The sequence below is a fragment of the Chelatococcus sp. CO-6 genome, from assembly GCF_001271345.1.
GTDB lineage: Bacteria > Pseudomonadota > Alphaproteobacteria > Rhizobiales > Beijerinckiaceae > Chelatococcus_A > Chelatococcus_A caeni.
This window is the reverse complement of record NZ_CP012398.1, coordinates 4,026,515-4,048,114: the sequence shown is the minus strand read 5'-3', so window position 1 is coordinate 4,048,114 and position 21,600 is coordinate 4,026,515. Positions and strand designations below refer to the sequence as shown.

The 21,600-nt window shown below is 66.8% G+C and carries 17 protein-coding genes and 1 pseudogene; 10 read left to right on the top strand and 8 right to left on the bottom strand.

From position 1 onward, the window contains the following. The first annotated feature begins 107 nt into the window (after positions 1–107). The 8 genes from AL346_RS18880 to arsH all read left to right on the top strand — a co-directional run bounded on the left by AL346_RS18880 (position 108) and on the right by arsH (position 7,587). Complete coding sequence (locus tag AL346_RS18880) at positions 108–629, top strand: arsenate reductase (azurin) small subunit (RefSeq protein WP_026015471.1); 522 nt, start codon at positions 108–110, stop codon at positions 627–629. Between the two features lie 11 nt (positions 630–640). Next, on the top strand, positions 641–3,112 hold the full coding sequence (locus AL346_RS18875) for an arsenate reductase (azurin) large subunit (RefSeq protein ID WP_019404118.1): 2,472 nt from the start codon (positions 641–643) through the stop codon (positions 3,110–3,112). 111 nt (positions 3,113–3,223) lie between these two features. Further along, positions 3,224–3,613 (top strand): cytochrome c family protein, encoded by a 390-nt coding sequence (locus AL346_RS18870; protein ID WP_019404117.1) that lies wholly within the window; start codon positions 3,224–3,226, stop codon positions 3,611–3,613. Positions 3,614–3,712: 99 nt separating this feature from the next. Next, positions 3,713–4,030 carry a helix-turn-helix transcriptional regulator gene (locus AL346_RS18865; RefSeq protein ID WP_019404116.1) on the top strand — a complete coding sequence of 106 codons (318 nt, stop codon included), beginning with the start codon at positions 3,713–3,715 and terminating at the stop codon, positions 4,028–4,030. Positions 4,031–4,079: 49 nt separating this feature from the next. Further along, a complete protein-coding gene (locus AL346_RS18860) occupies positions 4,080–5,495 on the top strand; it encodes an FAD-dependent oxidoreductase (RefSeq protein WP_019404115.1) in 1,416 nt (471 codons plus the stop codon). After that, positions 5,488–6,240, top strand: coding sequence for an MFS transporter (locus AL346_RS25195; RefSeq protein WP_085953028.1), 753 nt, complete (start codon positions 5,488–5,490; stop codon positions 6,238–6,240). The genes AL346_RS18860 and AL346_RS25195 overlap by 8 nt, the downstream gene beginning before the upstream one ends. After that, complete coding sequence (locus tag AL346_RS25190; protein ID WP_085953027.1) at positions 6,171–6,767, top strand: hypothetical protein; 597 nt, start codon at positions 6,171–6,173, stop codon at positions 6,765–6,767. Before AL346_RS25195 ends, AL346_RS25190 begins: the two co-directional genes overlap by 70 nt. A 46-nt stretch (positions 6,768–6,813) precedes the next feature. Further along, positions 6,814–7,587, top strand: coding sequence for an arsenical resistance protein ArsH (gene arsH / locus AL346_RS18850; RefSeq protein ID WP_019404114.1), 774 nt, complete (start codon positions 6,814–6,816; stop codon positions 7,585–7,587). 26 nt (positions 7,588–7,613) lie between these two features. Here arsH and AL346_RS18845 read toward each other — a convergent pair whose 3' ends face one another. The 4 genes from AL346_RS18845 to AL346_RS18830 form a co-directional block, all read right to left on the bottom strand. Then, positions 7,614–8,222 carry a GNAT family N-acetyltransferase gene (locus AL346_RS18845; protein ID WP_026015470.1) on the bottom strand — a complete coding sequence of 203 codons (609 nt, stop codon included), beginning with the start codon at positions 8,220–8,222 and terminating at the stop codon, positions 7,614–7,616. 441 nt (positions 8,223–8,663) lie between these two features. Then, positions 8,664–8,954, bottom strand: a complete 291-nt coding sequence (locus AL346_RS18840; protein ID WP_026015469.1) for a hypothetical protein — start codon at positions 8,952–8,954, stop codon at positions 8,664–8,666. 501 nt (positions 8,955–9,455) lie between these two features. Further along, positions 9,456–9,911: a GNAT family N-acetyltransferase gene (locus AL346_RS18835; protein ID WP_019404111.1), complete on the bottom strand. Its 456-nt coding sequence runs from the start codon at positions 9,909–9,911 to the stop codon at positions 9,456–9,458. Positions 9,912–10,557: 646 nt separating this feature from the next. Then, positions 10,558–14,307 carry a vitamin B12-dependent ribonucleotide reductase gene (locus tag AL346_RS18830; RefSeq protein ID WP_019404110.1) on the bottom strand — a complete coding sequence of 1,250 codons (3,750 nt, stop codon included), beginning with the start codon at positions 14,305–14,307 and terminating at the stop codon, positions 10,558–10,560. An 831-nt stretch (positions 14,308–15,138) separates the two neighbouring features. On the opposite strand from AL346_RS18830, the gene AL346_RS18825 reads away from it, so the two are divergent. Beyond that, positions 15,139–15,549 carry an NADH:ubiquinone oxidoreductase subunit NDUFA12 gene (locus AL346_RS18825; protein ID WP_019404109.1) on the top strand — a complete coding sequence of 137 codons (411 nt, stop codon included), beginning with the start codon at positions 15,139–15,141 and terminating at the stop codon, positions 15,547–15,549. Here the strand turns inward: AL346_RS18825 and AL346_RS18820 are convergent. Then, positions 15,525–16,163 (bottom strand): GNAT family N-acetyltransferase, encoded by a 639-nt coding sequence (locus AL346_RS18820; protein ID WP_019404108.1) that lies wholly within the window; start codon positions 16,161–16,163, stop codon positions 15,525–15,527. The genes AL346_RS18825 and AL346_RS18820 overlap by 25 nt on opposite strands. Before the next feature lie 265 nt (positions 16,164–16,428). Between AL346_RS18820 and AL346_RS18815 the strand changes: the two are divergent. Then, positions 16,429–16,821 (top strand): annotated as a pseudogene (locus AL346_RS18815) (DUF2155 domain-containing protein); the annotation flags it as partial. Between the two features lie 184 nt (positions 16,822–17,005). Here the strand turns inward: AL346_RS18815 and aat are convergent. From aat to AL346_RS18800, 3 genes are read right to left on the bottom strand one after another with little or no spacing between them, the layout of a single operon-like run. After that, the gene (gene aat / locus AL346_RS18810) at positions 17,006–17,671 is read right to left on the bottom strand and encodes a leucyl/phenylalanyl-tRNA--protein transferase (protein ID WP_019404106.1); all 666 of its coding nucleotides are present in this window, start codon (positions 17,669–17,671) and stop codon (positions 17,006–17,008) included. A 14-nt stretch (positions 17,672–17,685) separates the two neighbouring features. Next, entirely contained in the window at positions 17,686–19,866 is a 2,181-nt protein-coding gene (gene mdoH, locus AL346_RS18805) for a glucans biosynthesis glucosyltransferase MdoH (RefSeq protein WP_050996744.1), read from the bottom strand. After that, positions 19,863–21,452 (bottom strand): glucan biosynthesis protein, encoded by a 1,590-nt coding sequence (locus tag AL346_RS18800; protein WP_019404104.1) that lies wholly within the window; start codon positions 21,450–21,452, stop codon positions 19,863–19,865. Before AL346_RS18800 ends, mdoH begins: the two co-directional genes overlap by 4 nt. Between the last annotated feature and the right edge of the window lie 148 nt (positions 21,453–21,600).

The following is a 21,600-nucleotide window of genomic DNA, read 5'->3' as shown; positions in this document are numbered from 1 at the left end:
GTCTGCGCCTTTTCTCGTTACCAGATTGATATTTAAGAAATTCTCGCTCTGGCCCGCGTCCTGCAAGGCCCCTCCGGGACGATGATTCCCTGCGGGAGGGGACAGCCATGAAAAGATGCGACAGGTTGATCGACGTGGGCCGGCGGCGCTTCCTGACCGGGGCGGGCGCCATGACGGCGGGGGCTGCGGCTGCGACGGTGCTGCCGCAGGAGGCGAAGGCGGCCCCCGGCGCCGCGCTCGTTAACTATCCGCCGAACCGGCTCGCCAATGTGAGCGATCTCAAGGTGAACGAGCCCTTCGACGTCGCCTATCCGGACGACGATGCGCCGGGTGTCCTCATCAAGCTCGGCACGCGCGTGCCGACCGGCGTCGGCCCCGACGGTGACATCGTCGGCTTCACCACCCTGTGCCCGCACAAGGGTTTCCCGATGGCTTACGACGCCTCCGACAGGACGCTCAACTGCCCCGGTCATTATTCCCGCTTCGACTGCGAGCGCGGCGGGCAGCAGATCTGGGGCCACGCGACCCAGAACCTGCCGCAATACGCGCTGCGCGTCGACGAGAAGGGCGACATCTACGCCGAGGGCGTCGACGAGCTCATCTACGGCCGCCTGTCGAACGTGCTGTGAGGGAGGGGAGAATGGCCTACAAGCGTCAGATCGGCCGGCTGCCCATCATCCCGGCCGATGCCAAGGAACACAACGTCGTCTGCCACTACTGCATCGTCGGCTGCGGCTACAAGGCCTACAGCTGGGATGCCCGCTACGAAGGCGGCACGGCTGCGTCCGAGAACAAGTTCGGCGTCGATCTCGCCGCGCAGCAGGAGGCGGAGACCGCCGCCTGGTACGCGCCGTCGATGTACAACATCGTCCGGCAGGACGGGCGGGACGTCCATCTCGTCATCAAGCCGGACAAGGAGTGCGTCGTCAATTCCGGCCTCGGCTCCGTGCGCGGGGCGCGCATGGCGGAGATGAGCTATTCGCGCCAGCGCAACACGCAACTGCAACGGCTCACCGATCCGCTCGTCTGGCGCTACGGGCAACTGCAGCCCACGAGCTGGGACGATGCGCTCGACCTCGTGGCGCGCGTCACCGCCGCCGTCATCGACGAGCAGGGAGAGGACGGGCTCTTCGTCTCGGCCTTCGACCACGGCGGCGCCGGCGGCGGCTACGAGAACACCTGGGGCACCGGCAAGCTCTATTTCGGCGCCATGAAGGTGAAGAACATCCGCATCCACAACCGGCCCGCCTATAATTCGGAGGTCCACGCCAGCCGCGACATGGGCGTCGGCGAACTCAACAACTGCTACGAGGATGCCGAACTCGCCGACACGATCGTCGCCGTCGGAACCAATGCGCTCGAGACGCAGACCAACTATTTCCTCAACCACTGGGTGCCGAACCTGCGCGGCACGTCGCTCGCCAAGAAGCAGGCCGAGTTCGGCAACGAGCCGGTGGATCGCGCGCGGATCATCATCGTCGACCCCCGCCGCACGGTCACGGTCAATGCCTGCGAGGTGGAGGCGGGCAAGGACAACGTCCTGCATCTTGCCATCAACTCGGGCACCGACCTTGCGCTGTTCAACGCGCTCCTGACCCACGTCGCCGAGAAGGGATGGACGGACAAAGCCTTCATCGATGCCTCGACGAGCGATTTCGACAAGGCGCTGGCGGCGAACAGGATGACAGTCGGGGAGGCGGCGCAGATCACGGGCCTGGCCGCAGAGGATATCGTCCGGGCGGCGGAATGGATCGCCGGGCCCAAGGAGGGCGGAGCCCGCCGGCGCACGATGTTCGCCTACGAGAAGGGGCTGATCTGGGGCAACGACAACTACCGCACCAATGGCGCACTGGTGAACCTTGCCCTCGCCACCGGCAACATCGGGCGGCCGGGCGGCGGCTGCGTGCGCATGGGCGGCCACCAGGAGGGCTATTCACGCCCGTCGGATGCCCATGTCGGCCGGCCGGCGGCCTATGTCGACAAGCTTCTCATCGAGGGGGGCGGCGGCGTCCATCACGTCTGGGCCTGCGATCATTATAAGACGACGCTCAACGCCATGGAGTTCAAGCGCGTCTACAAGAAGCGCACCGATCTCGTGAAGGACGCCATGAATTCCGTCCCCTACGGTGATCGGGAGGCGATGGTCGCCGCGATCATGGGCGCCATCCGGCAGGGCGGACTGTTCAGCGTCGACGTCGACATCGTGCCGACGAAGATCGGCGAGGCGGCCCACGTCATCCTGCCGGCGGCGACCTCCGGCGAGATGAACCTCACCTCCATGAACGGCGAGCGGCGCATGCGGCTCACCGAGCGCTACATGGACCCGCCGGGCCAGGCGATGCCCGACTGCCTGATCGCGGCGCGGCTCGCCAACCATCTCGAACGCGTCTTCCGCGCCGCGGGCAAGGCGGAGGTCGCCGACAAGTTCAAGGGCTTCGACTGGAAGAGCGAGGAAGACGCCTTCATGGACGGCTACCACGCCCATGAGAAAGGCGGCGCGTTCGTCACCTACGAGCGGCTGCGGGCGATGGGCACCAACGGCTTCCAGGAGCCGGCGGTGGCCGTCGAGAACGGCCGGATCGTCGGCACCAAGCGGCTCTATGCCGACGGCAAGTTCAGCCGGCCCGACGGCAAGGCGCAGTTCATGGAGACCGTATGGCGCGGCCTCCAGGCGGCCGGAAAGGAGGCCGAGAGGGAGAAGTTCGCCTTCCTCATCAACAACGGCCGCACCAACGACGTGTGGCAGAGCGCCTATCTCGACGTCGAGAACGAGTTCGTCATGGACCGCTGGCCCTATCCCTTCATCGAGATGAACCCGGATGACATGGCGGAGCTCACGCTGAAGGAAGGCGACCTCGTCGAGGTCTATAACGACAACGGCTCGACCCAGGCGATGGCCTATCCGACCCCGACGGCGCGCCGCAAACAGGCGTTCATGCTCTTCGCCTATCCCGCCGGCGTGCAGGGAAACGTGGTCTCGGCCGGCGTCAACGAGTTCATCATCCCCAACTACAAACAGACCTGGGGCAACATCCGCAAGATCGCGGATGCTCCGGAGGGTGTCCGGCATCTGTCCTTCAAGTCGCCGGAATATCCGGCGAGCCCGGCCTGATCCTCCCGCAACTTCGCGGCCCACGGGCGCTTCGGCACCCGTGGGCTTCTTCGTGCCCGTCGCTCAGGCGGGCATATCGCGCCTTCCGGTCCCTTGAAGCACAGGCTCCCGATGACAAGACTGCTCACGCTCGCGTTCGCCGCCATGTTTCTCCTGGTCCCCCGCCTCGCCCTCGCGCAGGATGCGCAGGCGGGAAAACGCGTCTTCAACAAATGCACCGCATGCCACGCAGTCGGGCCGAACGCGCCCAACAAGATCGGCCCGGAGCTCAACGGGCTGTTCGGCCGCACCGCAGGCTCCGTCGAGGGCTACACATACTCGCCGGCCAACAAGCGATCCGGGATCACGTGGACCGAAGAGACGTTCGCGACCTACATCAAGGATCCTCGCGGCACGATCAAGGGAACGAAGATGGTCTTCGCCGGCATCAGGAACGAGCAGGAGGTCAGGGATCTCACGGCCTATCTGCAGTCCTTCGGTGCGGACGGCCAACCCGAGTGACCCATCCAGGGGATAGGGGCGCGCCGCGATCGCCATTGAATTTCGATCTCCATCGAAATAGCTGTTGACGCGGCTCTGTCCGAAGCATAGCCTATTTCCATGAAAATCGAAGAAGCGGCCCGGCAACTCGAGGCGCTGGGCAATCCCACCAGGCTCGAGGTCTATCGCACGCTGGTGCGCGCGGGCGGCGCGGGATTGCCGGTCGGCCGCCTGCAGGAAAGGCTAGGGATTGCGGCCTCCACCCTGTCGCACCACCTGCACCGGCTGATCTCGACCGGGCTCGTGACGCAGGAGCGGCAGGGAACGACGCTGATCTGCCGGGCGCATTATCCCGCCATGGAGAGCCTCATCGGCTTCCTTACGGAGGAATGCTGCATCGAATCGTCCTGCGCCGGGGAAGAGGGAAAGGCGGCCTGAGGCCGTCTCTTTCGTGCTCATTAATTCGATATTTTTGGGAGGATCGAATATGTTTATCGAGACCCTGCCCGTCGCCATCATCGGCGGGGGACCCGTCGGCCTTGCCGCGGCCGCCCATCTCATCGCCCGCAAAGTGCCGGTGAAGCTCTACGAGGCCGGTTCCACCGTGGGCGCCAGCATGCGCGAGTGGGGCCATGTGCGGGTGTTCACGCCCTGGCGATACTGCGTCGACGAGATGGCGGCCGCGCTCCTCGCCAGGCATGGCTGGCACCGGCCGCCGGCGGACGTCTTCCCGACCGGCGGCGAGATCGTTGCACACTATCTCGAGCCGCTGGCCGCGGTGCCGGCGCTGGCACGCGCCATCGAGACCGGCGCCCGCGTCACGGCTGTTTCGCGGCACGGCCTCGACAAGGTCGTCAGCCGCGGCCGGGCGGAGCGTCCGTTCGTCGTGACGGTCGAGGCCCCCGGCGGCCGCCGCCGGGACCTCGCACGGGCGATCATCGACGCCTCCGGCACCTGGAGAACGCCGAATCCGCTCGGAGCCAGCGGCATCGCCGTGGAGGGCGAGGCGGCCTTCGCCGGGCGCATCGCCTACGGCATCCCGGATGTGGCCGGACGGGAGCGTGACCTCTTTGCCGGAGCGACCACACTGGTGGTCGGCGCCGGCCATTCCGCGGCCAACGTGCTGCTCGATCTTGCCCGTCTCGCTGAGGCCGAGCCGTCGACATCGATCCTGTGGGCGACGCGCGGCCGCGATCTCTCGCGCGTCTACAGCGGCGGCAGCGCCGACCGGCTGCCGGCGCGCGGCGAACTCGGCGCCGAGACGCGCCGGCTCGTCACAAGCGGCCGTGTTGCCCTCGCCACCGGCTTTGCCATCACCGGGCTGCACGAGGAGGCCGGCCGCCTCGTCGTGACCGGCGAGACAGCCGACGGTCAGCGCCGTCTCGGGCCAGTCGACCGCATCGTCGGCGCCACGGGCCAGCGGCCAGACCTGTCGCTGACGCGCGAACTGCGCCTCGATCTCGATCCGTGGCTGGAAAGCGCCCGGGCGCTCGGTCCGCTCATCGATCCGAACGTGCATTCCTGCGGATCCGTACCGCCGCACGGCCACCGCGAGCTCTCCCACCCCGAGCCAGGCTTCTACACGGTGGGCATCAAGAGCTACGGCCGTGCGCCCACCTTCCTGCTGCTGACCGGCTATGAGCAGGTCCGTTCCGTGGCCGCCGCGCTCGCCGGCGACATGGCCGCGGCGGATGACGTGCATCTCGTGCTGCCGGAGACGGGCGTATGCACGACGCAGGTCGCCGGGACCACGCAAACGGCTGCCGGCTGCTGCGGCGGTCCGGCGCCGGAAGACGTCGAGGCCTGCTGCGTTGCCGATGCCGAGGCCAGACGGTCGGGGCGTGCGGGTTGCGGCTGCGGGGCGCAGGGTTCAGCGGCCCGATCGGCGGTGCTCGATGCGTGATCGCGCATTTCCCGCCTGGGCCATCTGGGCTCTCGGCCTGACCCAGATCACCGGCTACGGCACGCTCTACTACAGCTTCCCGGTCCTGGCGCCGGCGATCGCGCGGGAGTTCGCTCTTTCGGAACAATGGATCTTCGCGGCGCTGTCGGCGTCCCTCCTCGCCGGCAGCCTGCTCGCCCCGACGGCAGGGCGCTGGATGGACCGCTTCGGTGCCGCATGGCTCATGACCATCGGTTCGGCTGCCGCGGCACTGGCGCTTGTCCTGTGTGCCGTGGCGCCCGGGCGCGCGACCTTCGTGACCGCTCTTCTCGCGATGGAGCTCACCTCCTGCTTCGTGCTCTATGGCGCGGCCTTCGCTGCCATCGTGCAGGCCGGCTCACCCCAGGCCCAGCGCAGCATCACGCATCTGACGCTGATCGCCGGCTTCGCCTCGACATTGTTCTGGCCCCTGACGTCGGCCCTCCACGCCCACTTGAGCTGGCGGGAGGTTTATGGCGTCTTCGCCGCCCTCAACCTCGGCCTGTGCATGCCGGTGCATTGGGCTCTCCTGCGCATGGCGCGCCGTCGGTCCCGGCTGGCGGTGCCGGCCCCGAGGAGGTGCATTCCGTCGCGGGACCGGCGGCGAACGGAGGCGGCACGCTCGCCCCGCGTTCGCGGCGGACGGCCTTCCTTCTCATGCTCGCCGGCTTCGCCATCGAGGGCTTCGTCCTCTCGGCGCTCCTCATGCACATCGTGCCACTCATGACGGCGCTCGGGCTGGGCGCGGCGGGGCTCTTCGTCTCGACGCTGTTCGGACCGGCGCAGGTCGCCAGCCGTCTCGTCAACATGCTGTTCGGCGGCCGGCTGGCTCAGACGCATCTCGCCACCATCGCCGCCGTGCTTCTTGCGCTCGGCGTCGCCGTTCTCGCTGCGACGGCCCCATGGCTGGCCGGTGCCGTCCTCTTCGCGGTTCTCTTCGGGCTCGGCTCGGGTCTCATCAGCATCGTGGGCGGCACGCTGCCGCTGGAGCTGTTCGGCCGCGACGGCTATGGCGCAAGGCTCGGATGGGTATCGGCAGCGCGCCAGTTCACCTCGGCCCTGGGCCCGTTTGCCTTTGCCTTCCTGATGTCGCGAACGGCGGTCGAAACGTCGTTGTGGAGCGTGGCCGTGGCGGGCCTCCTCGGCCTTTCCGCCTTCGTGCTCATCGACATGGTCAAGCAGCGTGCCCGGAGAGAACACCGCCATCCTGCCCAAGGCAACGTGATTGCCGAATCCGGAGCGGACGCGGGCTGAGGGCACGGCAGACGCTCTCGCGTTGCCCGCAAACGATGGAGAACATATGAGAATTCGCACGCTTCCCGATCCCGACACGCTGCCCGCCTTCGACCGCCGCCATGCTCCGCGCGATCCGGTGCTCGATTTGCCGAACGGCGGGCTCGACCACCCGCCGCGCATCCTGCTTCTCTACGGATCATTGCGCGAACGCTCGTATTCGCGCTTCGCGGTCGAGGAGGCAGCGAGACTACTGCGGCATTTCGGAGCCGAGCCGCGTATCTTCGATCCGTCCGACCTGCCTCTTCCGGATCAGGTCAAGGGCGACGATCATCCCGCCGTGCGCGACCTGCGCGAACTCGCCATGTGGTCGGAGGGGCAGGTGTGGTGCAGCCCGGAGCGGCATGGTCAGATCACGGGCGTGATGAAGGCCCAGATCGACCACCTGCCGCTCAGCATCGGCGGCCTGCGCCCGACCCAGGGGCGAACCCTGGCCGTCATGCAGGTCTCGGGCGGCTCGCAATCCTTCAACGCAGTCAACACGCTGCGCCTTCTCGGCCGCTGGATGCGGATGTTCACCATTGCGAACCAGTCGAGCATCGCCAAGGCGTTCCAGGAATTCGACGAGAACGGACGCATGCGGCCATCGAGCTACTACGAGCGGATCGTCGACGTCGTCGAGGAACTCGTGCGCTTCACGGTGCTCCTGCGCCCCCATGTCCGGACGCTGACCGACCGCTATTCCGAACGTAGTAGGATCGGAGCGGCCGCACCGATCGATGCGGCGAAGGACCTCTCGGCCATCGCCATCGCGCGGCAGGCGAAAGGAACGGGCAGGTGACGAAGCCGATCCGGTCCTCGAAACTCTCACGGCGCAGGGCAGGGTATCCAGTAAAGCAGCCTCATCTCACAAGGCATTCCTTCTATACGCTCTACCCGAGCCAGGACGCCGCCGTTCGCTTCGATGACCTTGATCGAGGCAAGGTTCGTGTCCTTGCAGGTGATCAAAATTCTCTCAAGGCCCTCTGCCTTTGCAATCGGAAGTAGGAGCCCCAAGGCAGCCGTGGCATAGCCACGGCGCTGCTTCCACGGCACCACCGAGTAGCCGATGTGCCCGGGGGTGTAGGGCGGCAACTCCTCTGTCCCAGGCCGAAAGCGCAACATGATGCTTCCGCAAAACTCGCCATCCCAGATCCAGAACAGATGGAATGGCAGACGCGGCACAACCCGCCCGTCAGCAAGCGTCACAGTACCGTTCTGATCAGTGAGGCCCTCGATGAAGGATCCTGGATCAGCACGCAGTGCGGTGAGCTGCTCCTGGCTCACGTCCCGGGTTGTGTCGGAGGACCACCCTTTCTCAAGAGCGGCCTCGTAGCCAGGTAGCCGCTCCGGACTAGGAGCGACAAGTTCGATCCCTGTACGATTGATGCGTCGAACAGGCGGTGGAGGTTTCTGGGGAAGGAGGGCGTTGTTCATCAAGCTCTCCAAGATTTGGCTACGAGGAGAGCAGAAGTCAGGACCCCACCCGCCTTGGGAGGGTCCGCGGGATGATCAGGCCGTCGTCAACGCAGCACCGCTCCCGCATCCCCTCTCAGGTGCATGGAATTGCGCTTCATTGAACGACTGGGTGATCATGGCTTTAATCTTAGCGTGGGCACCCTCAAAACCAAGCCCGATCATGGGGCGGCAATTTCGCAGAACGGGAACCACCGCACGGGGCTTTCAGTAAGCGCGCCTGGAAATATATCCTGCTATGCAGGCGCGTATCTGCTGCTTGGCGTTTGCTGCCGAGTTCCGGGCAACAGCGGCTCGATAGGGCGCCATTCGAAGTCAAGTCTCAGGTCATATCGGCTCATGCGGAGCATGAATCGGAAAACGGCGTAACATTGAAGCCAAATTGCGGACGGTCTGGGTCTCTTACAGCCGGACCTCTTCGACGGGATCGCTGCGTTCGAACTCCCATGCCCTTGCCATGTTCAACACCTCCTCGAAGGGGTCATCGGGATGAGAAGTTGTGCAGAGAAAGCGTGTCCTGTCGCTTCCGTCACCGACGACGATATCGTCGATAATGTCTTCAACCCTCGCGCAGCCTGGTCCGACCACGGCCACAAGCGACACATCGTCAATCAGACATTGCTCAACAAAGCCATAGAGCAAGTTCTCATCTGAAACTGGAACGTGCAGAATTATTTTCCGAGCGAGCGGCATGTCAGATTGTAGGCCGGCGGGTGATTGCTTTCCAGCGTTTCAATCATCCGGCGTTTATGGGTTCACGGCCTAGGTGACCGCCGAAAGTCGATTGCAACGCGTCCTTGAATATCTCCTCCAGGAGCTTTACGGCTCATCCCGTCGGAAATGCCCCCTTTCGACGACGCCTGGCCAGCATTCCTCAACCGTCACGACGATCACGACAAGGGCTCGTCCTGGAGTGTCCAGGCGGGCTTCAACTCTAACGCCGTCGGCGGGGTGCTCAAGGGCGCCAGCGTCTCCGGACACGTGGCGGAATACGAGCGCGACCAGGAGACGCGGCCAACTCGCTCGTCAGGTTCGGCCGCACGGTCGTCGAGGTTGTCGCAACGGTCGAACTCGCCGGGAAGGCGCTGATCGAGGTGGCGCGGGCAGTCACTGAACGCTTGCTCGGGCGGTCGCTGGTGATCTCCTGCGCCTCGTCGAGATCGCGGTTGAGAGCCGCAACCGCAGCCAACTTGCTTATCGGTCCAGCGGACGTTCCATCATGATCGTTCGCTCCTCCCCGTGGTAGCGGTCTTGGATCGAATTGAACCCCAGCTTCGTGTAGAATGGCTCAGCCGTTATGGATGAGGGAACAATCAGGGTCACAACGCCTCGTTCAACTGCCGCGCGCTTGACTTCGGCCATCAACGCTTGCCCGATGCCGAGCCGTTGCCATGCCGGCTCAATAAAGACAGTTCGGACCACCCTACCATCGAGGCTTGCCGTTCCGACAATGGCATCGCCGTTGGTCGCGACGAAGACGAGCCTCCGCGTTAGGAGGTCGGACACGGCGGCGGGCGAGAAGCTTTGCTCGACACGTGCGATTACCTCCTCAGGATAGTCCTTGGAGTTGGTTTCGCGCAGCGCCGCTAGGATGACGCGACTGATGCCCTCGGCATCGTGGGGCTGAGCGGCTCTGATAAGGTAGTGCACGGCACCGTCTCCTTCGGACCAACCCGGACGTTTAAACCTGCGATATAGGGCGTCTCAACGGCATTGTCGGTTGATGGACCATCCTCTCGCCGGGGGAGGGGCGCGTGGGCGGGTTCGAAAATCAGCCTCCAGTTGTCCTTGAGGACCACGGCGAATTGGCAGTTCCGGTCGGCGGTCAACATGTGGCCCCTCGGCCGGGGCAACTTCGGAACCTCATCGAGGTTGTTCACCTTCCAATGATGTCGCCTGGAGGCCGAAGGAGTCGAGGCGGCTTCGACGTCGATGCGCGTGCATCGTGGGGCTCAAGCGGCAACTACCATGTCGGGCCTTATGGCGCCACGGTATGGGCAGGGTTTCCTTCAGGGCCGGGGGGCTACAATTGGCACGACTTGGCGACCAGCCGCTCGGTGTTCATCCGGGCCTGGGGGACAGTCTGTCGGCGGACTGTGACGCCGGCACCTTCTAAGCCTTTGGCGAGCTCGGCTACGGCTTCGAGGCCTGGAGTAGCACGCGCCTCTGGCCCTTCGGCAACCTGGCCTAGCCAAACAGCCCGCCGCATGTGACTGCGGCGGGCTGTTGCGTCAATGAGGCAATCTGAATGACATTTCAAAGGAACTTTGAGCGTTCCGCCAACACCTAGGACCGCTCACGAACAGCCGGTCGTGCCGCCGCAGGTGTCGCATTTCATGCAGGTGCCGTTGCGCACGAGCGTGAAGTTGCCGCATTCCGGGCAGGCCTCGCCCTCGTAGCCCTTCATGCGGGCTTCGGCGCGGCGGTCGGCGATGGAGCGCTCGGTGCCCGTCGCCGGCTGGGAGGGGGCGGCGAAGCCGAGCTCGGCCATCTGCGCCTCGCCCACGGTCTCCTCGTCCTCCTCGAAGGCGGGCTCGCCCTTCAGGGCCGTGGCGCCGGAGGCGAGGGCGACGACCGTGGAGCCGCGGCCGGCGGTCGGGGCGGGGCGGCTGTCGCCGCCGCCGGCGATCGACAGGAAGTTCGTCGCCCGGCCGCGCACGAAGCCGCGCGAGACCACCTGCGGGGCCGTTGCCTGCGGGGCAGGGGCCTTGCCCTGGGCAACGCCGCCGCCGAGCACGTCGTGGCCGATCTCGCCCGGATCGATGTGGGCGAGGTCGTGGCGACCGAGATAGGAGATGGCGAGCTCGCGGAAAACGTAGTCGAGGATCGAGGTGGCGTTCTTGATCGACTGGTTGCCCTGCACGAAGCCGGCCGGCTCGAAGCGCGTGAAGGTGAAGGCCTCGACATATTCCTCGAGCGGCACGCCGTATTGCAGGCCGAGCGACACCGCGATGGCGAAGTTGTTCATCATCGCCCGGAAGGCGGCGCCTTCCTTGTGCATGTCGATGAAGATCTCGCCGAGGCGCCCGTCGGCATATTCGCCGGTGTGCAGATAGACCTTGTGGCCGCCGACGATGGCCTTCTGGGTGTAGCCGGTGCGCCGGTCGGGCATCTTCTCGCGCTCGCGCACGCGCTCGACGCGCTCGATGACCTTCTCGACGATCTTTTCGGCCACCTGTGCCGCCCGTGCTGCCGGGGCCTGGGCGAGGAGCACCTCGACCGCGTCCTCCTCGTCCTCGTCCTCATCGGCGATGAGGGCGGCGTTGAGGGGCTGCGACAGCTTGGAGCCGTCGCGGTAGAGGGCGTTGGCCTTCAGCGCCAGGCGCCAGGAGAGGAGATAGGCGCTCTTGCAGTCCTCGACCGTAGCGTCGTTGGGCATGTTGATGGTCTTGGAGATGGCGCCCGAGATGAAGGGCTGCGCCGCCGCCATCATGCGGATGTGGCTCTCGACCGAGAGGTAGCGCTTGCCGATGCGCCCGCACGGATTGGCGCAGTCGAAGACCGGATAGTGCTCCGCCTTCAGGTGCGGCGCGCCTTCGAGCGTCATCGCCCCGCAGACGTGGATGTTGGCGGCCTCGATCTCGGCCCTGGAGAAGCCGAGGAAGGGCAGGAGCTCGAAGGCCGGGTCGCTCAGCTTCTCGGCCGGCACCTTGAGGGTGTCGCGCAGGAAGTCCTCGCCGAGCGTCCACTTGTTGAAGACGAACTTGATGTCGAAGGCCGACTTCATGCCCGCCTCGACGGCGGCGATCTTGTCGTCCGAGAAGCCCTTGGCGCGCAGCGAGCCGTGGTTGATGCCGGGCGCCTGGGCGATGGAGCCGTGGCCCACCGCATAGGCCTCGATCTCGGCGATCTCGGCTTCCGAATAGCCGAGCACGCGCAGCGCGTCGGGAACGGCGCGGTTGATGATCTTGAAATAGCCGCCGCCGGCGAGCTTCTTGAACTTCACGAGGGCGAAGTCGGGCTCGATGCCGGTGGTGTCGCAGTCCATGACGAGGCCGATGGTGCCCGTCGGCGCGATCACGGTCGACTGCGCGTTGCGGTAGCCGTGCTGCTCGCCGAGCTCGAGCGCCTTGTCCCAGGCGTGCTTGGCGTGGGTGACGAATTCCTCGCCCTGGGCGAGCTTCTCGCAGGAGGCGTGGTCGAGCGGCACCGGCGGCGTGGCCAGCTTCTCGTAACCCTCGCTCTTGCCATAGGCGGCGCGGCGATGATTGCGGATGACGCGCAGCATGTGCTGGGCGTTCTTCTTGTAGCCGGGGAAGGGGCCGAGCTCGCCCGCCATCTCGGCCGAGGTGGCGTAGGAGACGCCGGTCATGATGGCCGTCAGGGCGCCGCCGAGAGCGCGGCCCTCGTCGGAATCATAGGACAGGCCCATGGTCATCAGCAGCCCGCCGATATTGGCATAGCCGAGGCCGAGCGTGCGGAACTCGTAGGACAGCTCCGCGATCTCCTTCGACGGGAACTGCGCCATCAGCACCGAGATCTCGAGCACGACGGTCCACAGCCGGCAGGCGTGCTCGTAGGAGCCGATGTCGAAGCGGCGCGAGGCACGGTCGTAGAACTGCAAGAGGTTCGCCGAGGCGAGGTTGCAGGCCGTGTCGTCGAGGAACATGTATTCCGAGCACGGGTTCGAGGCGCGGATCGGCCCCGAGGCCGGGCAGGTGTGCCAGTCGTTGATGGTGGTGTGGAACTGGATGCCCGGATCGGCCGAGGCCCAGGCGGCATAGCCGATCTTCTCCCAGAGGTCCCGGGCCTTCAGCGTCTTCGTGACGCGCTCGGTGAGGCGCGCCTTCAGCTCCCAGTCGCCGTCGGCCTCGACGGCATTGAGGAAGGCGTCGTCGACGCGCACCGAATTGTTGGAGTTCTGGCCGGCGACGGTCGCATAGGCCTCCGAATCCCAGTCGGTGTCGTAGGTGTCGAAGGCGATGTCCGAATAGCCCTGGCGGGCGAACTGGATGACGCGCTTGATGTAGTTGTCGGGCACCATGGCACGGCGGGCGAGCTTGATCTCGCGCTTGAGCGCCGGGTTCTTCTCCGGATCGAAGCAGGCGTCGCCCTCGGCCTCGCAGTTCACGCAGGCCTTCATCACGGCCTTCATGTGCTTCTTGACGATCTTGGAGCCGGCGACGAGGCTCGCGACCTTCTGCTCCTCCTTCACCTTCCAGTCGATATAGGCCTCGATGTCGGGATGGTCGACGTCGACCACCACCATCTTGGCGGCGCGGCGCGTGGTACCGCCCGACTTGATGGCGCCGGCCGCCCGGTCGCCGATCTTGAGGAAGGACATGAGGCCGGAGGACTTGCCGCCACCCGAGAGCTTCTCACCCTCGCCGCGCAGGGCCGAGAAGTTGGAGCCGGTGCCGGAGCCGTACTTGAACAGGCGCGCCTCGCGCACCCACAGGTCCATGATGCCGCCCTCGTTGACGAGGTCGTCGGCGACGGACTGGATGAAGCAGGCGTGTGGCTGCGGGTGCTCGTAGGCCGACTTCGACTTCACCAGACGGCCCGTGGTGTGGTCGACGTAGTAGTGGCCCTGGCCCGGGCCGTCGATGCCGTAGGCCCAGTGCAGACCGGTGTTGAACCACTGCGGCGAGTTGGGCGCGACCATCTGGTTGGCGAGCATGTACCGCAGCTCGTCGAGGAAGGCGGAGGCGTCCTCCTCGCTCGAGAAATAGCCGCCCTTCCAGCCCCAGTAGGTCCAGCAGCCGGCGAGCCGGTCGAACACCTGGGTGGACGAGGTCTCGGAGCCGTAGCGCTCGTTCTCGGGCAGGGCGGCGAGGGCCTCCTCGTCCGGCACGGACCGCCAGAGGAAGGAGGGGACGTCGTTCTCCTCCACCTTCTTCAGGCGCGCCGGCACGCCGGCCTTGCGGAAATACTTCTGCGCCAGCACGTCCGTGGCCACCTGGCTCCAGGACGCGGGCACGCTGATGCCCTCGAGGCGGAAGACGACGGAGCCATCGGGATTGCGGATCTCACTGGTGGCGAGCCGGAACTCGATCGTGGAATAAGGAGAATGGCCCGCCTTGGTGTATCGCCGCTCGATCCGCATTGTCGTCATCCCCATGAGCCGGGCAGAATCCGCCCTCGAAGCCGCCAACCGGCGGCCCCCACCCGCAGCTCTGTCTGTTGCCTCGAAACGCTCGGGCAGGTTGGACCCGCCTCGCTCGTGAACCGCCACCGGCGACCGCTTGTCCCGCAAGGACAAAGACCGCTCCAGGAACGTCGTCCGACGCCGCCCGGCTGCCTTCGCCACCCCTCTGCGGGAACTGTTCCGGGCCGGTTCCAGCCCGGTGCGGCGCCGCCGCGACGTAACGCCTAAACTAGTGCTAGAAAGCCTTATCCGTCAAGAATTAGTGCGAGCGCACTCTCGCGCCCCCTATATCTTGTGACGGGGATGTGAACAACGGGGACGGTGTTGCGCGTCCTGCGTAAGTATCGAAAACTGTGGCAGGATTTACCCCGCGTTGAAGTGATGCTTGAACGAGGCGCAGGTGCCGCAGCCACGCGCCGGGCGGCGATCAGCGCATGGCGGGGGCGGGCGACATGCATCTCAAGGGCGGTTATCGACACTGCCTCCCGACCGGGAGTTGTGGCGCGGCAGGGGCATCAGCGGTGCTGAAAACAATGCCGGCCAACGAACGAATCGCGGTCGTGGGGTGAGGGGGAATGGCGCCGCCCCGCGCCGGCCGGTGTGGATGACTGCGAAGCCGGCCGGAGCCATGCCCTCTTGACGGACGGCCGGCACCAACGGCGGCGATTCTCCGCCGTCTCCTGCGGCAAGGCGTAGCTGGACATTGCGCGGCGAGACGGTCATATTCCGCGCGATTTCGCTGCGTCGCAGCCCGCGATCGCAGCCCATGCAACGAGACCGGGGTCAGCCTTGAAGAGCTTCCTGCTTCAGTTCTTTACCTGGTGGAGCGGCCAGACGCTCGGCACGCGCTTCAACACGTGGCGCAACGGCGAGTTCGTCGGCGAGGACGAGTTCGGCAACAAGTACTACCGGACCCGCGGCGGCAGGAAGGATCCGGCGCTCGGCATCGAGCGGCGCTGGGTCATCTACAACGGCGAGGCCGAGGCTTCGATGACCCCGCCTGGCTGGAACGGCTGGCTGCACCACACGGTGGACGTGCCGCCGACGCAGGAAGACTACAAGCCGCGCGACTGGCAGAAGCCGCACCGGCCCAACTTCACCGGCACGCCGAAGGCCTATCGTCCCGCCGGCTCGACGCTGGCGAGCGGCCGCAGGCCGCAGGCGACGGGCGACTATCAGGCGTGGTCGCCGGGCAGCTGAAGCGGCGGCGCATCCACCAGCTCGATTCTCTGATCCGGGGCCGCCATCGCGGCCCTGTTCCGTTTCTTCCAAGCGCTTTTCGATAAACGGTAGAGCACATGGCGGCGCAGCGGGTGGTCGGCTGCGAGCAGCGGGTGGTCGAAATCGTCAGCCGGGTCACGGCGCATGCCCAGCCGCTCCATGACGCGGCGCGAGCGGGCATTCGCCTCCGTCGTGAAGGAGACGATCTCCGCGAGGCCCAGATGGTCGAATCCGCAGGCGAGGGCACCTCTTGCCGCTTCACTCGCATAGCCCCGTCCCCAATGGGAGGCCGCCAGGCGCCAGCCGATTTCGACGCACGGGGTGAAGGGCGTCTCGTAGCGGGGAACGGAAAGGCCGACGAAGCCGATGAAGGGCGTGCCGCCAGCGACCTCCACGGCCCACAGGCCGAAGCCGCGCGCGGCGAAGTGTTCGACGATCCGAAGCGCCAGGGCATCGCTCTCGGCGGCGCCGAGGCAGCCGGGGAAGAATTCCATGACGCGCGGATCGGCGTTGAGGGCGGCAAAGGGCGCAAGGTCGGCCTGGCGCCAGGGTCGCAGCACGAGGCGCGGCGTCGTGATCCGGGGACATTGCATGGGCTTGCGCTCTCCGGCGTCAGGCGGCGGGGATCGGGTCACTAAACTGTCTGCCGGGACGTGTACAGCGGCCGTTCGCGCAAGGGGCTGGAGACGGGCATGTGCGACAGGGGGCGGCGCGCACTGCAGACCGAACATCGCGGCTGCCGTCATTTTCTGCGCGCGCGCCCTTTTTCCACCATCTCCGCCATGTTAACCGGGACACGGTGCCGAGAGGCAGTGGCGCCGGCGGGCATGCCGGTCTTCCGCGAACGAGGCTTGGTTGATGCGCTTGGCTGTGCCCCTTCTGTCCGCCCTGGTGCTGAGCACGCTGGCCGTCTCGCACGCCAGCGCGGACAAGATCAGCAACCCGACGGCCATCTTTTCCGGTCTCGACAAGGTCACCGGACGCATCGTCTCGTTCGAGGTCGCCATCGAGGAGACGGTGCAGTTCGGCGCCCTGCAGCTGACGCCACGCGTCTGCTACACGCGCCCGGACACCGAGACGCCGAACACGACCTCCTTCATCGAGGTGGACGAGGTGACGGTGAACAACGAATACCGCCGCATCTTCACCGGCTGGGTGTTCGCGGCCTCGCCCGGCCTGCACGGCATCGAGCATCCGGTCTACGACATCTGGCTGACCGGCTGCACGGGCGGAACCGAGATCATTCCGGAGCCGGCGCCCACGCAGCCCGCGGCCAACGCGCCGGCGCCGGGCCGCGGCGGCTGAGCTCCCTCCACGGGCCTGGCGTCACGTTCCCGTGCCGCAGTTGCAACGGCCGGCTCGCGTCGCTGAATGATGTGGCCGCGTCATCGGCGGGCATCGATTTGGCCGGCACCGTGCCAGGCGCTGAAAGAACTCATCGAATTGTCGAAATGATATAGGTGCCGAACTGATGGGCGCTGGCCGGGAGCGTCCACCAGTCGGCCGACGTCGTTATGCTCTTCTGCAGCATCTGCAGATATTTCTTCTTCGGCACCTCCGTGGCGCCGAACTGGCGCAGGTGCTCGGTGACGAACTGGGTGTCGAGCAGCGTGAAGCCGCCGCGACGCAGGCGGGCGACGAGATGGACGAGGGCGATCTTCGAGGCATCGCGCGTACGGTGGAACATGCTCTCGCCGAAGAACGCGCCGCCGAGCGCCACGCCGTAGAGGCCGCCGACCAGATTCCCGTTCTCCCACACCTCGACGGTGTGGCAGTGGCCGAGGTCGAACAGCTCGCCGTAGAGCGACCTGATGCGGCGGTTGATCCAGGTGCGCTCGCGGCCCGGCGCCGCCGAGGCGCAGCCCGCGATGACGGCTTCGAAATCTCCGTCGATGCGGATCTCGTACCGGTCCGCAGCGACGCTTCGGGCAAGGCGGCGCGGCAGATGGAAATCGTCGAGCGGCAGGATGCCGCGCTCGCGCGGCTCGACCCAGAACAGGCCCGGCTCATCGGCGCTCTCGGCCATCGGGAATAGGCCGCAGGCGTAGGCCTTGAGCAGAAGCCCCGCCGTGATCTCGCCGCTGCGCCCACCTTCGCTCATCGGTTCGGCGTCCGCTATTCCGCCGCCTCGTCGTAGGCCGGGCGGTCGGCCGGCGCCTCGCCGGGCAATCCGGCGAGCAGCGCCACCAGCGCGCGGTCGTGCAACAGCACCATGCGTTCCTTCGGCCGCAGCCAGGCTACAGCATCGTCGATGGACCGGGCGTCGACAAGCTTGGCCTGCGCCAGCGCGCGCTCCGCGTCGATCGCGCCGCGCCGGCGCGGCTCCGCGGGGGGCAGCATCGCCTCGTGCGCCGCCCTAAGGGCCGGATCGGCATGGATGGCGCGCAGCCCGTCGGTCTCGTCGAAGCCATGGACGGCGAGCTCCCTGGTGAGCTCCGAAGCACGCAGCGCGATCGGCGGGGCGACCGCTTCCTCCGGCGTCAGCAGGAGGCCCCAGCGCTTGAGGGCGAGGCCCGCCGCCAGCGTGCCGCTGAGCCAGGAGAGCAGGATGGCGAGCACGAGGCCGAGGATGGTCGGCGACATCCAGGCGAACAGCGAGGTCGAGATGAGGAAGGCCGAGACGCCCGTGACGATGCCGAGAGCGACGTGCATGCGATGGCGCCGCACGATGTCCCGGAAGGGAATGGAGCCGTCGTCACGCCGCTGCGGCTGCCAGCCGGTGTCGCGCCCCGCGAGGATCTGGAATACCGCCCCGGACTGGATGAGCATCATCATCGGCGCCAGCATGGCCGACAGGAGGATCTCGATCAGCGCCGAGAAGGTGAGGCGCAGGCCGCCGCCGCTCGGCCGGCGGATGGAGCCCCTGAGCAGGGCGAGGATGAGGCCGAAGATCTTCGGCGCCAGCAGCACGCCCATGGTCAGCGCGAAGAGCGCGAGCGCCCGCTCGGCGTCGAAGCGCGGCCAGATCGGCGACAGGGCGAACTCGCTCGTGAAATATTCGGGCTTCACGTAGCGCGTCTGCAGCACGAGCACGAGGCCGACCACGAGCTGCATGAGCCAGAACGGCGAGGCGAGATAGGACATGATGCCGGTCGCGAAATGCTGCCGGCTGGCGAGCTTCAGGCCCCGTGCGCCGATGACGCGCATGTGCTGCAGGTTGCCCTGGCACCAGCGGCGGTCGCGCGCGGCGACATCGATGAGGGACGGCGGGCTTTCCTCGTAGCTGCCCTCGAGTTCCGGCAGCATGTAGACGGACCAGCCGGCACGGCGGATGAGCGCCGCCTCGACGAAGTCGTGGCTGAGGATGTGGCCGCCGAACGGCGGCTTGCCCCGCAGGTCCGGCAGGCCGCAATGGGCCGCGAAGGCGGCGGTGCGGATGATGGCGTTATGGCCCCAGTAGTTGCCGTCCCGCCCCATCCAGACGGCGAGGCCCTTGGCGATGACGGGACCGTAGATGCGCGCCGCGAACTGCTGCAGGCGCGCGAACAGCGTGTTGCGGTTGATGACGAGCGGCAGGCTCTGGATGATGCCGGCGTCCGGATCGGCCTCCATCGCGGCGGCAAGCCGCACGATGCATTCGCCCGTCATGAGGCTGTCGGCGTCGAGCACCAGCATGTGGTCGTAGCTGCCGCCCCAGCGCGTCACGAAATCGGCGATGTTGCCCGCCTTGCGGTGGGTGTTCTTCGGCCGGTGGCGATAGTAGAGGCGGGCATCCGGCCCGAGCCGCTGGCGCAGGGCGAGGAAGGCCTGCTCCTCCGCGATCCAGACATCGGGATCGGTGGTGTCGGAAAGGAGAAAATAGTCGAAATGGGCGCCGAGGCCGGTCTCCTCGATCGACTCGCGGATGGCGGCGACGGCGGCGAAGACCCGGGCGGTCGATTCGTTGTAGATCGGCATCACGACGGCGGTGCGCCGCGTGAGCGTCGTCGGCACCGGCGGCGGGCGCCGGCTCCAGAGCAGGGCGATGAAGCCGACGACGGCGGAGCTGAAGGCCAGCGCGATCCACGAGAAATTGACGGAGAAGAGCGCGACCAGCACCCACTGCAGCACGGTGGTGCGGCTGACCGACACGACCTGCACCATCTCCCACACGCCATAGGCGGTGAGGGCGGCGCCGCCACCGAAGACGGCGAGCCGGGCGAGCCAGGGCACGGCAAAGCGCCGGATCGGCCGACGCCGCTCCTTGCTCGGCTCGAACCGCCGCAGCGACTGGGTCGGCATTGCGAGCGGCGCCTCGGGCGGCATCGCATCGGGAACGGTCGTCGTCATCAGGCGCGGATCAGCGTGGTCCGTCATGGCGTCCAACGATATAGCCACGTCTCGCTCGCAGCTTTGCCAGCCGCTTCCAGCAGCAGGCGCAGCTCGGAAGCCGTCTCGTTTCCTGGATCGAGCTCGAAAGTCACGCGCAGTGTGCGCCTTTCCGGATAAGACCACAATCTGAGATCGAGAATCTGGCCGGGCGTAGCCGAAAGAGACGGCTTGATCTCGACGATGGCGGCAGGATCGGCAAGGCGCTCGCCGACGAAGTCGATGGCGAAGCGCCGTCTGTTGCCGGAAGCGCCCCGGCCCGCGCGGGTGTTGGCGACGATGGCGAGCGGCGGGCGCTCCGGCGGCGTCCAGCACCAGAAGAGGCGATAGGAGATGTTCGCTTCCTCGCCGGCCTTGTAGGGCTGGGCCGGGCGCCAGTAGGCGATGACATTGTCGTTGCGGTCCGAATCCGTCGGCACTTCGATGAGCTGCACGCTCCCCTTGCCCCATTCCCCGAAGGGTTCGAGCCACAGGCTCGGCCTGAGCTCGAAGCGACGCAGGTCGTCCTGGAAGGCCGAGAAGTCGCGATCGCGCTGCAGCAAGCCGAAGCCGCGCGGGTTCTCGTCGATGAAGGCGGAGATCTGCAGCGTCTCGGGATTGGAGAGCGGGCGCCAGATCCACTCGCCCTGGCCGTTCAGGATCTGCAGGCCCTTGACCTCGTAGGCGGCGACGCGCACGTCGTCGGCCGCGCCGTCGTTCGGCCCGAAGACATAGGTCGCGTTCATGGCGCCGATGCCGACGTGGTCGAGGTTGGTGCGGGGGAAGAGCGCCACCTCGACGTCCGTGATCGTCATGTCCCCGGGGCGCAGCGTGAAGCGCACCGCGCCGGCCGCGCTCGGCGCATCGAGGAGCGCGTGCATGGCGAGGCTGTCGGAGCCGGGCGCCGGCCGCTCGATCCAGAAGGCGCGGAACAGCGGAAATTCCTCACCCCGCGAATCCGCCGGCTGCAATGCGAGCGTGCGCGCGGTGATGCCGTAGTTCTGGCCGGAGGCGATGGCACGAAAGAAGGTCGCGCCCTGGAAGACGGCGACCTCGCGCTTGGGCTCGCGGCCGGAGCCGAAGAACACCTTGAAGCCGGAAAAATCCAGGTTGCCGACGTCGGCCGGCGGCTGCTGCGCGCCGAACGCGAAGCGGCTCGGATCATAGGCCACCCGGCGGATCGTGCCGTCCTCGACGACATAGATCGTCACGGCATTCGTATAGATGAAGCCGCGATGCAGCGGCTCGATCGAGAAGCTGCGTCCTTCGCCGGCCCACACGCGCGCCGTCTCGCGCAGGCGGATGGCCGAATAGTCCTCGAAGGACAGGTTGGAAAAGGCGTCGGGCAGGTTCGTCGGCGGAGGAACGTAGGCCTTGCGGGCGATGGCGCTCGCCACCTCCGCCACGCGTGCGGCGTGGAAGGCCTGTCCCTCGGCGAGGACGGCCTCTATGGCGATCTGCGGAAAGGGCTTTTCCTGGGCGAGGGCGGGCCTCGCCGCCAGGCCGAGCGCGGCCCCGCCGGCGAGGCCGAGGCCGAGGCGCAGTGCCTCCCGGCGGTCGGGATGGCGAGCGGACGCGATGGGGCCGGAGGACATAGGCGATTCGTTCGGCACTTTGGCAGTCAACTCGACCTATTGTTCGGTTCGGGATGCTGGCGTGGGTGTCGGCGGGCTTCTATCACGCTTTCGATGCCAGCGGCGAAATTTCGTAGAGTCGCGAACAGCTTCCACGCCGGACGCATGC